General features: G+C 67.1%; 18 protein-coding genes, 1 tRNA gene and 1 pseudogene. 16 read left to right on the top strand and 4 right to left on the bottom strand.

Going from position 1 to position 13,511, the window contains the following annotated elements; genetic code table 11:
• The 9 genes from hisD to E8A12_RS07895 form a co-directional block, all read left to right on the top strand.
• Nucleotides 1-1,087 (top strand): histidinol dehydrogenase (gene hisD / locus E8A12_RS07935; RefSeq protein WP_293367395.1); only part of this gene is annotated, 1,087 nt, incomplete at its 5' end.
• Between the two features lie 74 nt (nucleotides 1,088-1,161).
• Nucleotides 1,162-2,172, top strand: a complete 1,011-nt coding sequence (locus tag E8A12_RS07930; RefSeq protein WP_293367393.1) for a fatty acid desaturase — start codon at nucleotides 1,162-1,164, stop codon at nucleotides 2,170-2,172.
• A 141-nt stretch (nucleotides 2,173-2,313) separates the two neighbouring features.
• The gene (locus E8A12_RS07925) at nucleotides 2,314-2,793 is read left to right on the top strand and encodes a UPF0262 family protein (protein ID WP_293367391.1); all 480 of its coding nucleotides are present in this window, start codon (nucleotides 2,314-2,316) and stop codon (nucleotides 2,791-2,793) included.
• A 6-nt stretch (nucleotides 2,794-2,799) separates the two neighbouring features.
• Nucleotides 2,800-3,324, top strand: a complete 525-nt coding sequence (locus E8A12_RS07920; RefSeq protein ID WP_293367389.1) for a low molecular weight phosphatase family protein — start codon at nucleotides 2,800-2,802, stop codon at nucleotides 3,322-3,324.
• A 75-nt stretch (nucleotides 3,325-3,399) separates the two neighbouring features.
• Nucleotides 3,400-3,618 carry a translation initiation factor IF-1 gene (gene infA / locus E8A12_RS07915; RefSeq protein WP_111458197.1) on the top strand — a complete coding sequence of 73 codons (219 nt, stop codon included), beginning with the start codon at nucleotides 3,400-3,402 and terminating at the stop codon, nucleotides 3,616-3,618.
• 15 nt (nucleotides 3,619-3,633) lie between these two features.
• Nucleotides 3,634-4,221 carry a Maf family nucleotide pyrophosphatase gene (locus E8A12_RS07910; protein WP_293367387.1) on the top strand — a complete coding sequence of 196 codons (588 nt, stop codon included), beginning with the start codon at nucleotides 3,634-3,636 and terminating at the stop codon, nucleotides 4,219-4,221.
• Nucleotides 4,218-5,261, top strand: a complete 1,044-nt coding sequence (locus E8A12_RS07905; protein WP_293367385.1) for a ribonuclease E/G — start codon at nucleotides 4,218-4,220, stop codon at nucleotides 5,259-5,261. The genes E8A12_RS07910 and E8A12_RS07905 overlap by 4 nt, the downstream gene beginning before the upstream one ends.
• Nucleotides 5,258-5,428 (top strand): DNA gyrase inhibitor YacG, encoded by a 171-nt coding sequence (gene yacG, locus E8A12_RS07900; protein WP_293367383.1) that lies wholly within the window; start codon nucleotides 5,258-5,260, stop codon nucleotides 5,426-5,428. The genes E8A12_RS07905 and yacG overlap by 4 nt, the downstream gene beginning before the upstream one ends.
• A 66-nt stretch (nucleotides 5,429-5,494) precedes the next feature.
• Nucleotides 5,495-5,570, top strand: a tRNA-Phe gene (locus E8A12_RS07895).
• 218 nt (nucleotides 5,571-5,788) lie between these two features.
• Here E8A12_RS07895 and E8A12_RS07890 read toward each other — a convergent pair.
• From E8A12_RS07890 to E8A12_RS07885, 3 genes are read right to left on the bottom strand one after another with little or no spacing between them, the layout of a single operon-like run.
• Nucleotides 5,789-6,079, bottom strand: a complete 291-nt coding sequence (locus E8A12_RS07890) for a transcriptional regulator (protein ID WP_293367381.1) — start codon at nucleotides 6,077-6,079, stop codon at nucleotides 5,789-5,791.
• Nucleotides 6,055-6,288: a type II toxin-antitoxin system RelE/ParE family toxin gene (locus E8A12_RS22765; protein WP_363211775.1), complete on the bottom strand. Its 234-nt coding sequence runs from the start codon at nucleotides 6,286-6,288 to the stop codon at nucleotides 6,055-6,057. The genes E8A12_RS07890 and E8A12_RS22765 overlap by 25 nt, the downstream gene beginning before the upstream one ends.
• Before the next feature lie 22 nt (nucleotides 6,289-6,310).
• The gene (locus tag E8A12_RS07885) at nucleotides 6,311-6,433 is read right to left on the bottom strand and encodes a hypothetical protein (RefSeq protein ID WP_293367379.1); all 123 of its coding nucleotides are present in this window, start codon (nucleotides 6,431-6,433) and stop codon (nucleotides 6,311-6,313) included.
• A gap of 567 nt (nucleotides 6,434-7,000) precedes the next feature.
• Here E8A12_RS07885 and E8A12_RS07880 point away from each other — a divergent pair.
• The 7 genes and pseudogenes from E8A12_RS07880 to E8A12_RS07850 form a co-directional block, all read left to right on the top strand.
• Nucleotides 7,001-7,180 (top strand): annotated as a pseudogene (locus E8A12_RS07880) (helix-turn-helix transcriptional regulator); the annotation flags it as partial.
• A gap of 211 nt (nucleotides 7,181-7,391) precedes the next feature.
• Nucleotides 7,392-7,622, top strand: coding sequence for a hypothetical protein (locus tag E8A12_RS07875; protein ID WP_293367397.1), 231 nt, complete (start codon nucleotides 7,392-7,394; stop codon nucleotides 7,620-7,622).
• Between the two features lie 65 nt (nucleotides 7,623-7,687).
• Nucleotides 7,688-8,998: a hypothetical protein gene (locus E8A12_RS07870; protein WP_293367377.1), complete on the top strand. Its 1,311-nt coding sequence runs from the start codon at nucleotides 7,688-7,690 to the stop codon at nucleotides 8,996-8,998.
• Between the two features lie 15 nt (nucleotides 8,999-9,013).
• A complete protein-coding gene (locus tag E8A12_RS07865) occupies nucleotides 9,014-9,226 on the top strand; it encodes a hypothetical protein (protein ID WP_293367375.1) in 213 nt (70 codons plus the stop codon).
• Nucleotides 9,227-9,569: 343 nt separating this feature from the next.
• Nucleotides 9,570-9,920 carry a helix-turn-helix transcriptional regulator gene (locus E8A12_RS07860; protein ID WP_293367373.1) on the top strand — a complete coding sequence of 117 codons (351 nt, stop codon included), beginning with the start codon at nucleotides 9,570-9,572 and terminating at the stop codon, nucleotides 9,918-9,920.
• Nucleotides 9,917-11,221: a HipA domain-containing protein gene (locus tag E8A12_RS07855; protein WP_293367371.1), complete on the top strand. Its 1,305-nt coding sequence runs from the start codon at nucleotides 9,917-9,919 to the stop codon at nucleotides 11,219-11,221. Before E8A12_RS07860 ends, E8A12_RS07855 begins: the two co-directional genes overlap by 4 nt.
• A gap of 382 nt (nucleotides 11,222-11,603) precedes the next feature.
• The gene (locus E8A12_RS07850; protein ID WP_293367369.1) at nucleotides 11,604-12,467 is read left to right on the top strand and encodes a hypothetical protein; all 864 of its coding nucleotides are present in this window, start codon (nucleotides 11,604-11,606) and stop codon (nucleotides 12,465-12,467) included.
• A 648-nt stretch (nucleotides 12,468-13,115) separates the two neighbouring features.
• Here E8A12_RS07850 and E8A12_RS07845 read toward each other — a convergent pair.
• Nucleotides 13,116-13,424, bottom strand: a complete 309-nt coding sequence (locus E8A12_RS07845) for a hypothetical protein (RefSeq protein ID WP_293367367.1) — start codon at nucleotides 13,422-13,424, stop codon at nucleotides 13,116-13,118.
• Nucleotides 13,425-13,511 lie beyond the last annotated feature (87 nt).

The raw sequence follows: 13,511 nt of genomic DNA, 5'->3' as shown, positions 1-13,511 counted from the left end.
GGTCAGCGAGGCGGAGATCGAGGCCGGCGCGGCCGCGTGTCCGGAGGCGGTGCGCGACGCCATCGCCTTCGCCGCCGAACGTATCCGCAGCTATCATGCCCGCCAGCGGCCCGCGGACCTGCGCTTCACCGACGAGGCCGGCGTCGAGCTGGGCTGGCGTTGGACAGCGCTTGAGGCGGTCGGAATCTATGTGCCCGGCGGCCGGGCCGCCTATCCATCCACGGTGCTGATGAACGCCGTGCCTGCTGCGGTCGCAGGCGTCGAACGGATCGCCATGGTCACGCCCCCGGGACGGTTGCAGCCGGCCGTGCTGGCGGCGGCAAAGGCGGCCGGAGTTCATGAGATCTGGCGTGTGGGCGGGGCCCAGGCGGTCGCGGCGCTCGCCTACGGCGCCGGCCCGATCCGGCCGGTGGACAAGATCGTCGGCCCTGGCAACGCCTTCGTCACGGCCGCCAAGCGGCGAGTGTACGGCGCAGTCGGCATCGACGCGCTCGCCGGTCCCTCGGAGATCGTGGTGGTGGCCGATGGGGCGAACCGGCCTGAGTGGATCGCCGCCGACCTGCTGTCGCAGGCCGAGCACGACCCTGCCGCCCAGTCCATCCTGATCACCGACGATGAAGCGTTCGCCGGCAGGGTCGAGGCTGCGGTCCAGGATCAACTATCCGCACTGTCCACAGGCGAGGACGCCGCGGTCTCCTGGCGGAACCACGGGGCGGTGGTGATCGCTCCGCTGGACGAAGCGCCGCGGTTGGTCGACCGCATCGCCCCCGAGCACGTCGAATTCGCCGTCGAGTCACCCGAGCGGTTGGCCGATCGGGTGCGACATGCGGGGGCAATCTTCCTTGGCCGTCATACACCTGAAGCCATTGGGGACTATGTTGCAGGCTCCAACCACGTGCTGCCGACGAGTCGCGCGGCGCGGTTTTCCTCGGGCCTCTCGCTCTATGATTTCCTCAAGCGGACCTCGATCGTGAAGTGTGACGAAGCAGCTTTCGAGCGGCTGGCGCCGGCGACCATCGCCCTCGCCGAAGCCGAAGGCTTGCCGGCGCACGCACGGTCCGCGGCAATTCGCCTGGGCCAAGGTTGAACCATTGGCCGCAATCAAACCTTGTTTGAGGCGCAATGCGTAACGCTTCCCCCGATTCGAACGAGAGCCCGACGATGGCTTCCGAGACCCGACCCGCGCGCGACTGGTCCAAACTTCTCGCGACCTACCGAGACCCCAGGACCAGCCGCAGCGTCTTCGAGGTCGTTGTCACGGTCGCGCCGCTGCTGACCCTATGGGTGATCGCCTGGGCGCTGCACGCGCGCGGCTGGTGGTGGGCGGCGCTGCTGCTGACGATTCCCGCGGCCTTCTTCCTGCTGCGCCTTTTCATGATCCAGCACGACTGCGGTCACGGATCGTTCTTCCGTAATCGCCAGGCGAATGAGTGGGTCGGCCGGATCGCTGGCGTCTTCACGATCACCCCGTTCCACTACTGGCGTCAGACCCACGCCCTGCATCACGCCACTTCGGGCAACCTCGACCGGCGCAGCGGCCTGGGCGAGATCGAAACCCTGACCGTCGAGGAGTATCGGGCGTTGCCGCGGCTGCGGCGGCTCGGCTACCGCCTCTATCGCCATCCGCTGGTGATGTTCGGCCTGGGTCCAGCCTATGTCTTCCTGCTCAGCCAGCGCGTGCCCTTGGGCATGATGCGCCAGGGCTGGCGCCCCTGGGCCAGCGTGATCGGCAACGCCCTGGCCGCGGCGGCCGGCCTGGCGGGCCTGGCCTGGCTTTTCGGCATTGCCCCGGTTCTGATCGTCAACGCGGTCACCATGCTGCTGGCCGCCACGATCGGCGTCTGGCTCTTCTATGTGCAGCACCAGTTCGAAGGCGCGTCCTGGGCGCGCAACGACCGGTGGAGCCGTGACGAGGCGGCGCTGGCGGGCAGCTCGCACTACGATCTGCCGCAGCCGTTCCGCTGGATGACGGGGAATATCGGCATCCATCACGTCCATCACCTTTCAAGCCGCATCCCGTTCTACCGCCTCTCGAAGGTCCTGAAGGACCACCCGGAGCTGCGGGCCATGAATCGGCTGGGCTTCCTGGAGAGCTTCCGCTGCGCGCGGCTGACACTTTGGGATGAGAAGGCGGGGAAACTCGTGTCTTTCCGCGAGATCCGCGCGGCCTGAGCCCGCGGCGAACGAAATCCATGACGCCCGGCGCAGCCCGCCCCGGGCGTCTTTCTTTATGCGCTCGGCCCATCTTCGCAGGTGCGGGATGACGTGGGGGGCCGGAATGCCATAAAGCGTGGACTACGCCCCGGGACGCCCATGGCCGACGACGACCGCCAGATGCACCGCCTGCAGAGCGTCGAGCTCGACGAAGAGTCGCTCGCGGCTGTCTCGCGTGACCAGGAGCAGGAGCGGCAGATCGCCATCTTCGACCTGCTGGAAGAGAACAGCTTTCATCCCGAAGGCGCGGAACGCGGCCCCTACGACCTCAAGATGGGTCTCGTGGAGAACCGCCTGGTGCTGGATGTCCGCGGTCCGGCCTACGAGCGGCGGCACATCCTGTCGCTGTCGCCGTTCCGAAGCCTGATCAAGGACTACTTCCTGATCTGCGAAAGCTATTACCAGGCTATCCGCAACGCCACGCCGGCCCAGATCGAGGCCTTGGACATGGGCCGCCGCGGTCTGCACAACGAGGCCTCGGAGCTGCTGCGGACCCGGCTGGCCGGCAAGATCGACACCGATCTCGACACCGCGCGGCGCCTCTTCACCCTGATCTGCGCCCTGCATTGGCGGGGCTAGGGGCCGATGCCGGCTGATATCCCGCCGTCAGCGCCCGGCGCGGTGCTGTTCGCCTGCAATTTCAACCAGGTCCGCTCGCCCATGGCCGAGGCGCTGATGAAGCGCCTGGTCGGCAAGCGGGTCTACGTGGACAGCTGCGGTCTGAAGCGGCCGGCCATGGTGCACGACGACACCCGCGACGAAGACGTCGAGGCCGGCGTCGATCCCTTCGCCCAGGCGGTGATGGCCGAGTTCGGCTGGGACATTTCCCACTACCGGCCCAAGACCTTCGGAGATCTGGAAGACTCGTCCTTCGACCTGGTGATCTCGCTCACGCCCGAGGCCCATCACCGCGCGGTGGAGTTGGCGCGCAGCCGGGCGGCGGACATCGAGTATTGGCCGACCCACGACCCGACGCTCACCGAGGGTTCGCGTGAGGCGCGGCTGGAGGTCTATCGGCAGGTGCGCGACGCCCTGGCGCGGCGGATCGCCGAGCGCTTCGGAACCCTCGCCGCCTCGCCCATCGACCTCGCCCCGGGCGGTGCGCTATAGTTCAAGGCTCTATCCGCGGCTCGCGACCTGACTTAAGGACGCGGGCCGTCATTTTATCCTCGGTTTGGAGCCTGCATGGCGAAAGAAGAATTGTTGGAATTCCCGGGCACGGTCAGCGAAGTCCTGCCCAACGCGACCTTCCGCGTGAAGCTTGAGAATGACCACGAGATCATCGCCCACACCGCCGGCAAGATGCGCAAGAACCGCATTCGCGTGTCGGCCGGCGACAAGGTGCTCGTGGAGATGACGCCCTACGACCTCACCAAGGGCCGCATCACGTTCCGCGTCCGCTAGACGCGTCCGGCCAAAGTGCCGCAATCGCCGCCGCGCCTGGTCCTGGCCTCCGCAAGTCCCCGGCGGCTCGACCTTCTGCGCCAGATCGGCATCGAGCCCGACGCCGTAGAAGCCGCCGAGGTCGATGAAACGCCCTTGAAGGATGAGACGCCACGCCGCCTCGCCCAGCGCCTGGCGGCTGACAAGGCGGCTGGCGTCGCCATGCGCCATCCCCAAGACTACATCCTGGCCGCCGATACGGTGGTGGCGCTGGGACGACGTATTCTGCCGAAAGCCGAGACAGCGGGCGAGGTTGGCGATTGTCTCAAACTGCTTTCCGGCCGCGCGCACCGGGTGTTGACCGCCGTCTGCGCTGCTGCGCCGGGCGGCCGTCGAGCGCAGCGGCTGGTCGAGACCCGGGTGCGGTTCAAACGGCTGACCGGACCAGAGATTGATCGATACCTCGCGGCCGGAGAGGGCGTCGGCAAGGCCGGCGGCTACGGCGTCCAGGGGCTCGCGGCGGCCTTCGTGACGGACCTCTCGGGCTCCTATTCCGGAGTTGTCGGTCTGCCGCTCTATGAGGCGGCGAGCCTGCTGGCCGGCCTCGGTTACCGCCGGCCATGAGCGAGCGACGCGCCTATCTGGACAGCGGCCTCGGCGAGACCCGAGGCGTCATCACCCTCGACGGGCGGCCCGAGCGGCTGCTGATCCGCCGTGACGGCGACGATCCGCGTCTGCTGATCGGCGCACGGCTGGTCGCGCGGGTGGCGAGCCTGGAGCCCGCTTTGGCGACGGCCTTTCTGGACCTGGGGCAGGGGGCGGAGGCCATTATGCCCTTCCGGACCGACGCGCGGCCCGTGCGTGGGCAGGCGATCGAGGTGGAGATTCGCAGCGAGCCGCGCCGGGGCAAGCTGGCGATCGCCCGCGTCATCGGGCCGGCGGAAGGGACGCCGCGGCTGGTCGCGGCCGCGCCTGGGGTCGGCGACGACCTGGCGGCGCTTTCCCACGGCGCCCCGCTGGTCGAGGGGCCTGCGGCGCGCCAGGTCGCCGATGAGGCCGAGGCCGAGGTCCTGGAGATTCTTCATCCTCTGCCGGGCGGCGGCCAGATCGCCATCGAGCCGACCCGCGCGCTCACCGCCATCGACGTCGACCTCTCCGACCGCAAGGGCGGCGACGCCAAGCGCGTCACCCGGCAGGCCAATCTGGCCGCGCTGGGCATGGCCGCGCGGCTCCTGCGGCTGAAGGGTTTGGGCGGCATCGTGGTCATCGATTTGGTTGGGCGCGGCCACGACGGCAATGCGTTGCTGGCCGCTGCCCGCGCGGCCTTTGGGCCCGACAATCCCGGCGTGGCGATCGGGCCCGTGGGACGGTTCGGCACCATGGAGCTGTCGCTGCCGCGGCGCGTCCGCCCTCTCGCCGAGCAGCTCTGCCGTGAAGATGGCGCCTTGAGCGACCGCACCCTGGCCCAACGGCTAATCCGCCGTCTGCAGGCGGAGGCCGCCGCGCAGCCGGGCGCGCGCCTGACTGCGGCCTGCGCCCCCAGCGTCGCCCAGGCCGCACAGCCGCTGGCGAACCTGCTGGCCGAGCGGATCGGCGCCCGCTTTTCGATCACCCCTGACTCGGCGCGAGCGCGCGAGCGCCTCGATGTGGGGCGCGACGCATGAGCACGGCCAAATGCCCCATCTGCGGCAAGCCGGCTGAGCCCGAGCATCGGCCGTTCTGTTCCAAACGATGCGCCGATCTGGACCTGCATCGCTGGCTCGGCGGGCGCTACGCCATCCCCGGATCGGATGATCCCGACCTGGCCGGCGATGCGTCTGACGAGGACTGACTCGCGCTTGCTGGACTTCCGAAAGCGCCTCTTCTATAGACGCGGCTCCCCGCGACGGCGGCCTTCGCCTGGGTAGCTCAGTTGGTAGAGCAGCGGATTGAAAATCCGCGTGTCGGTGGTTCGAATCCGCCCCCAGGCACCATCGCCTTTCAATCACTTAGAGAAAATCTCCCCGAAACGGGGACCGCGTTTTCCAATCGCGTTTTCCAATCGTTGTTCCCCAAGTGTTTCTGGCGGCCCTTTTCGGGGGATATGCCTTGTGAATCATGGGCGCACCGCCGACCGGATCGCCCGCCGAGAATTGATGCCAAATGACGCCTCGGCTCAGGCGCGGCATCTCGGCGTCTGCAATCTTGGTGCTCAATCCGCGACCGCCTCCATCACCTCATGCGGCCGGCGCTGAATCGCAAGCAGATAGGCGGCCGCCGGCGCATCCGGATAGCGCCTCCCTTGCTCCCAATTCTTGAGCGTCGCGAGCGGAATTCGGTACGCAACGGAGAACAGGTTTTGCGACATATGAAGCGCCAGCCGGATGGCCTTCACATCCGGCACATCGACCTTCGTCACGCGCATGCCAGGGACCGCTTGCCCAGGTGCGTGAGCCGCTGCTTCTCCCATGCTCTCGATCAGATCTTTCTCAAACTTGCCCATATCGCACCTCTCGCTCCAACTATTTCGCGCCCTTCACAGCTGCGGCGAACTCGCACCGCTCGCTTGCCCTCAGGCGACAAGTTCTCCTGCTGGGCCTTGGCGTAGACCATCAGCAGATAGAGAGGCCGGCTGGCGCCGTGATAGAAATAGATCACGCGTGCGCCGCCCCGCTTGCCCGACCCGGACCTCGCCCACCGAACTTTTCGCACACCGCCTGTCTCCGGAATGACGTCACCTGCGTCCGGAGGCGGCGATGTAGTTCACGAACTCGGTCCGCTCGTCGTCGCTCCAAACCGTTGCAGCCTGGCGCACAAAAAGCTTGGTTTCAGCGACGGTGATGAGCCTCGTGGACATTGGCAATGCTATACGCCAATGACGCCCAAAAAGCAAGAGAAAGACGCCATTGACGTCTAAGTCAATGACGTACAACGACTGACTGGCGGCGACGGTCAGTTGTCTCCGGCTGGTTTGAAGCCATCTCGATGCCTGGGACTGACAGATTCACCTCCAGCCCGAGATCCTGGCCTTGTCGAGCAACCATATGACGCAGGTCCACCGGCCCCCGGCGATGGCCGGCTTTCGGCGATAACTCACCCGCTTGAAGAACGAGGCGCGGAATCCGCCCTCGCTCCGCGGCGGACCGTTGCATCGTGCTGGGCTGTCGAGCCGCGGTGGCCGATGTCGAGGAGGCCGCTGAGATCAGGGCGGAGACGCAGGCGATCTCGGCAGAGCTGGCGCTGCGGTTCGGCGCGCCGCGTAGGGCCTCGCTGCAATAGGGGTGGCGGCGGCAAGGGGTTCTGCAGTCAGGCGGGTATTCGCCAAAGTTGACGAAATATGAAGGCATATATGCAGAAGTCGTCAAATATGGCGATTTACCTGGCTGAAAGATAATTCGCCAGATTAGGCGAGTTAAATTGATATATGAAATTAAGTCGCCATATCTGGCGAGTTATGAAATTCCAATCATTCTCTACCGACGAGTTCATCACCGCGAAGTTGGGACGCCGGCTCGAAGCCGAGCGCCTGGCGCAGGACCTGACCCAGGCGCAGCTGGCGACCCAGGCTGGGGTGTCCAAGCGTACCGTCGAGCGGCTCGAGAACGGCGAGTCCAGCACGCTGTCCAACGGACGCGCTTTTGGTGCGGATACATCCCGCCGCGCTTATGTCGGGAACCTAGCATCTGACGAGGCATTACAGGGGTGGAAGGGCCCGCCCTCAGCATTCCATTGGGAAAGCGCTGCGCGGTGGGCAATCTCTGGACATGCACGACGTAAGAACTCCCGCGCGCCGGATGGCGTCGCGGCGCGGCGTCTTGGGCCTGGCGGCCGGTGCACTGGCCCTGGGGAGCGCAAGCGCCGCCGGGCTGGCGGCGACCGCCGCCGCCGCGAAAGCCTCCCAGAAATCCGTCGACTATCAGAGCCATCCAAAGGCGGGGAAAGGCTGCAACACCTGCAACGCCTTCCAGCCGCCGTCGAAATGCAAGACGGTCGAGAGCCCCGTCGAAGCTGGCGGCTGGTGCAGTCAGTATAAGAAGAACGCCTAGTGGCGCGCCTCCAGCGCACCCCGAGAGAACCGAACCTGTTGCGCCGGTTCTGGACCACTGCGCTCATGTCCCTCGTTTTCGCCGTGATGGGCGCAGGCTCGGCGCTCGCTGTGCCCAGCTTCGCCATCCAGACCGGCCATCCGTGCCAGTCCTGTCATGTGGGCGGCTTTGGGCCGCAGCTCACGCCCTATGGCCGTGAGTTCAAGCTCCGCGGCTACACCGAGCGCGCGGTCGACTTCAACCTGCCGGTCTCAGCCATGGCCGTGGCCTCCTGGGTCGCCACTCAGAAGAAGCAGGCGAGCCCGCCCGCCGACGGGTTCTCCACCAACAACAACGCGGCTCTCGACCAGGTCAGCCTGTTCGTCGCTGGCGGCCTCGGCTCCCATTTCGGCGGGTTCGTCCAGACCACCTACGATGGCGTCGCCAAGGCCTGGACCTGGGACAACCTCGATCTGCGCGCCGTGACCGTCACCCATCTCGGCGGCAAGGAGGTCGTACTGGGCCTCAGCCTAAATAACAGCCCCGGCGTCCAGGACGCCTGGAACACCCTGCCGGCATGGGGCTTCCCCTACACCAGTTCCGCGCTCGCCCCGTCGCCCTCAGCCTCGCCGCTGTTCCTCGGAGCCTTGGCGCAGGACACCCTTGGCGTGACGGCCTACGCCTGGGTCGACTCTGCAGTCTATGTCGAGGGCGGCGCCTATGGTTCGCCTTCGCAGTCCGCCCTGACGCACCTGGGCGCCGATCCCTTCGACCCCGGCGACATCGATGGCCTCGCCCCCTACGGCCGCGTCGCCTACCAGGCCAAGGTCGCCGACGGGACACTGCAAGTCGGCGCCTTCGGCATGCGCACCGAGATCCACCCGGGCCGCGATCGCCTGACGGGTCTGACTGACCGCTACCAGGATCTGGGCCTCGATGGCTCCTATCAGAAGGCCTTCGACAACGGCGACGTGGCCACCTTCAACGCCCGTTGGCTCGACGAGCGCCAGACCTTGAACGCGACCTGCGCGCTCGCCGGCCCCGCGCCCGGCTGCGCCGATGCCCGGCTTACCGATCTGCGCGCCGACGCGTCCTACTATTGGCGTAACAAGATCGGGGCCACGGTGGCGCTGTTCGACACCTTCGGCCCAGCCAATCCGGTGCTCTTCCCGGACAACCGCACGTTCCGCCCGGACTCCAGCGGCGTGACCCTGCAGCTGGACGGTACCCCCTGGGGTGAGGGGACGAGCCCGCTCGGTCCTCGATTCAACATGAGGGTGGGCGTGCAGTACACGCTCTACAGCCGCTTCGATGGCGCAGGCCGGAACTTCGACGGCGCGGGCGCGAACGCCTCAGACAACAACACCTTCAGGGTCTTCACCTGGCTGGCCTACTGAAGAGGCCGTCAGCATGTGGTTGCGTCCGCGCTCCGGCTCGATCCGCTCGGCCGCGGCATTGCGCTCGGACCGGCTGAACTGCGTCGAATGCTGCAGGACGGCAAGAGCGTCGGCCCCTTCGACCTCGCGCCGGTTCTATTCGCGAACGATGGAGATCTGGCTGTAGTCTCCTGCGTAGAAGCGCTCTTTGCGCTCAGCCAGTTGGTTCGCCGCGCCGTCGGCGACTAGGGTGTTCCAGACCCCCTCATGCCAGGCCCTGAGCGGCGGCTCACAGGCAGCCTCGCCGAGACGGCCAGGGTTCGAAGCGCCATGCGCCAAGGGTGCGGTCGCCCCGGTGGCGGGATCCTTTCCGTGTGGAGTTGGCCGCGTGGTGGGTCGCCGAGATCAGTCACTGTTGTGGGCGGCTTCCGGCTCAGGTTTCAGCGTGCACATAATTCGTCAAAAATGACGAGTCATGGATATCAACGCCCGCAATTCGCCAAAGATGGCGAGTTCCAGGAGTCCAAGATAATTCGCCGCTAATGGCGAGTTAACTTGCAATTTGGTCTTAAGTCGCCATATATGGCGAGTTATGAAATTTGGCCCCCTTGCCACCGACGAGTTCATCACCACTGAGCTGGGCCACCGGCTCGAGGCGGAGCGCCTCGCGCAGGACCTGACCCAGGCGCAGCTGGCCGCCCAGGCCGGCGTGTCCAAGCGCACGGTCGAGCGCCTTGAGAACGGCGAGTCCAGCACCCTCGCCAACCTGATCCGCTGCCTGCGGGCTCTGGACCGCCTCGCGGGGCTGGACGCTCTGCTGCCGGAACCCCAACCCAATCCGGTCTCAGTCCTGAAGCTGCGCGGGAAGACCCGCCAGCGCGCGCGTCCGACCGCCGAGGGCCGGTCGGCGGCGAAGCCTTGGGTCTGGGGTGATGAGCGGTGACCACCCTCGCGCAAGTGCGCCTGTGGGATACGCCCATCGGGGCGGTCTCGCTGCCCGACGACGGCGACGTGGCGACCTTCGCCTACACGCCGGAGTTCCAGGGGAGCGGCATCGAAATCGCGCCCCTGATGATGCCGTTGGGCCGGCGGACCTTCAGCTTCCCGGAACTGCCGCGGCGGACCTTCCATGGCCTGCCGGGCCTGCTCGCCGACAGCCTGCCGGACCGCTACGGGAATCTGCTGGTTGACGCCTGGCTGGCCAGTCAGGGCCGGCTTGGCGACAGCTTCAACGCCGTGGAACGCCTCTGCTACACGGGCTCGCGGGGCATGGGCGCCCTGGAGTTCGCGCCGGCGCAGGGCCCCAACCTCAGCGCCGCTGCCCGCGTCGACGTGGGCGCGCTGGTCGAGCTGGCCTCGGAGGTGTTGAGCCACCGCGCAGACCTGCAGGCCTCGTTTGCGGGCGCGGACAAGGCTGACGGCCTGCGCGACATCCTGCGGGTCGGCACCTCGGCCGGCGGGGCGCGCGCAAAGGCGGTGATCGCCTGGAACCGGGAGACCAATGAGGTGCGCTCCGGCCAGGTCGCGGCCGGGGAGGGCTTCAGCTACTGGCTGCTGAAGTTCGACGGGGTGACCGACAACCGCGACAAGGAGTTCGCCGACCCCAAGGGATTTGGGGCGGTAGAGTACGCCTATTCGAAGATGGCCCGGGCGGCCGGTATCACCATGACCGAAACCCGCCTGCTGGAGGAGAACGGCCGACGGCACTTCATGACCGAGCGCTTTGACCGTCTGTCCGGCGGCGGCAAGCTGCACGTCCAGACGCTGACGGCGATGGCGCACTACGACTTCAACAATCCCGTCGGTTATGCCTACGAGCAGGCGATGCTGGTGATCCGGCAGCTCGGGCTGCCGACCGAGGCGGTTGAGGAGCAGTACCGCCGGATGGTGTTCAACGTGGTCGCCCGCAACCAGGACGACCACGTCAAGAACATCAGCTTCCTCATGGACCGCACGGGCGCCTGGAGCCTGTCGCCGGCCTACGACATCACCTGGAGCTTCAACCCGACCGGGGAGTGGACGCAGCGCCACCAGATGTCGGTGAACGGCAAGCGCGACGGCTTCGAGCGCGAGGACTTCGAGGCGGCGGCGAGGGCGGCCTCGCTCAGTGCGGCGCGGGCCCGGACGATCGTGCAGGAGGTGCGCGACGCAGTGGCGGTGTGGCCGTCGTTCGCGGAGGCGGCGATGGTCAGCGATGACCTTCGCGCGCGGATCGACCCGACCCTGCGGCTGACCTGGGACTAGGGTAGCCGAGGTGTAGCCGCGGGGTAGGGCACCGGAGCCGGTGATAGCTTGGGTCATGCGTGCAGGCTACTGCGGTACAGCGTGGGGTATGGAGGCGGTTGTCACGCCGAAGCTTCACAGGCGGTCGTAGGATTTGGACTTTCTCGCATCTCAGATGCGGGAAAGTCCTGGACGTTGCGGGGGTGTTCGGCGCGGCCAGGCTCGTGAGACGACTTCCCTGGCGTGGCGGCGGACGCGAGCGGATTCCCGCCTGAGGATCGCTGGACCCGGCCGCCGCCCGCGAATTGATCTCCCTCAGGGCGCGGTCGCCGCGACGTACAACCTCCAATTGACGCCGGGTGATTGAGCGCCTTCCATAACGCCGTTGTTTGGGGGCGGCGCCATGTCCGAACTGCTAGACGAACTCTCCGAGGAGGGACCCGAGGTGGGAGCCGGTCTCGGGGTCGAGGACGCGGCCACCACCCTGGCGCTCTCGCGGGTCCGCGGCGGCTCGCGCAAGGCGCATGATGCGGCCGCGGAAGGGTTCCTCGCCGACCAGCGCGCCTTGATGGCCGACCAGCGTCGCCACATGGGCGCCCAGCTGAAGCACATGGAGCTGCGGCGGTTCAGCGACCGGCTCCGGGTGATCATCCAGATCTCCACGATTGCGGTGGGCTTCACCGTCGTCGTCGGTATCGGTGTCGCGACCTATACCGTCAGCCAGGACCGGAGCCTGGTCATCGAGGCGGCCGGCGCGCCGGCGGACCTCGTCCAGCAAGGCTGGTCGGGCCAGGCGCTGGCCAAGGGCCTCGAAGACAAGCTTGGGACCTTGGAGGACGGGACCTCCACACCCCAGCGGCGCGCCGCGCTGGGGGGAGGGACCATCGCAGACGTCAAGGTCGAGATTCCGTCCACGGGGGTCTCGGTGGGGGAGGCCGAGCGGCTGCTGCGCGACTTGGTCGGACATCAGACGACCGTCTCCAGCGAACTCGCCCATGTGACCGGAGGCGCCGACAAGGGAGCCTTGGCGTTCAGCGTGCGGGTCGCCGGACACCCCGGCGTCAAGCTGGTGCAGGCCGATGGGGACGTCGACGTCCTGCTGCAGAGGGGCGCCGAGACCATCTATGCGGCCACCGAGCCGACGCGGTATGCAACCTGGCTCTCCCAGCACGGCCGAACGCCCGAGGCCGAGACCCTGCTGCGGCGTGTGGCCAAGACCGGCGGCGGCTTCTGGCCATCGCTGTCCTGGAAGGGCTTTGCGGTCTGAAGCGCCTTCAGCGCTTCCAATGTCCGCGGCTCCGACAGAAACGGCGTCGCCCTTTGCGACATCGCTGGCTGCGAACTGGCGAGGCAGCCCGCCAACAGCACCAGTACGCCGAGACCTGATTTCCAACGCCCCATGTGACCCTCCTCGGGTTCGGGGGCATGGCCATGCCGATGGCGGCAAGAGTGAGGTGAGCGCGGTCCCCCGAAACCAGCGTTCGGCGAGAACGCTACCTCAGCTTTCATATTGTCGCGATATCAATCTGAGGTTGGCGTGCGGAGGCAGCGAGCGGACCCCTATGGCAGGGGGATCGCAGCGCGGCGAGCAGCACTCTCAGAGGGGGCTGCCGACGATAACTCTGCGCGCTCGAACTCGCTGAAACTGCGGCGGGTCGCTCCTGAACTGTTCGGCGCGCCCCAGCGATGCGTTGCAGGACGGGCAACGAACCTCGTCTTGGCCGTCGAGCGTCGCGCCGATTTCGACCGACGCCCCACAGGGCTTGCAGCGCCAGCCAACGTCCAAGGACGCGGTCTGCGGCCGAGCTGGTGGGTTTTTGAGATGAAGGACAGGTCGGCGGGGAGGGGCTGTCATGCTGCTTCGTAAACGCTGGAGGTTGGATTCGGATCGAGTCTTGAATCGGTATGGCGAGGTTCAGAACCGCGGACTAACCTCGCAGACGATGCGCGCCATAGCCGGGTCGCCGAGTTTGAACCCCCGCCGCGGCGCCTGAGACGCCTCGTCCGACAAGTGCGCCGCCGAGGCCTCGTCGAGCCGCATCAGCTTCCAGCCCTGCCGCTCGCCACTCGTACTGCCGCCACTGACCTGCCAGCCTCGCAGCACCGCATGACCCTGTTTGGTGTAGCCGCAGGCGTGCACCTCGACGCAGCGGCTGAAGCCATCGTAGCGCAGCTCCAGGACCTTGCCGTGGCGCACGGCTTGGCAGGCGGTGTCGATCAGCATGGACTGACAATAGCAGCCCGGTGTCGTCGCGGCATTCGGCTTTGCACCCTCGCGATCCCTTGGGCCGACAGAGGTGAATAGTCCGGT

It is taken from the genome of Phenylobacterium sp. (genome assembly GCF_004799395.1).
Classification (GTDB): Bacteria; Pseudomonadota; Alphaproteobacteria; order Caulobacterales; family Caulobacteraceae; genus Phenylobacterium.
The sequence above is the reverse complement of the archived record's forward strand: the minus strand, read 5'-3'. Positions and strand labels throughout refer to the sequence as shown.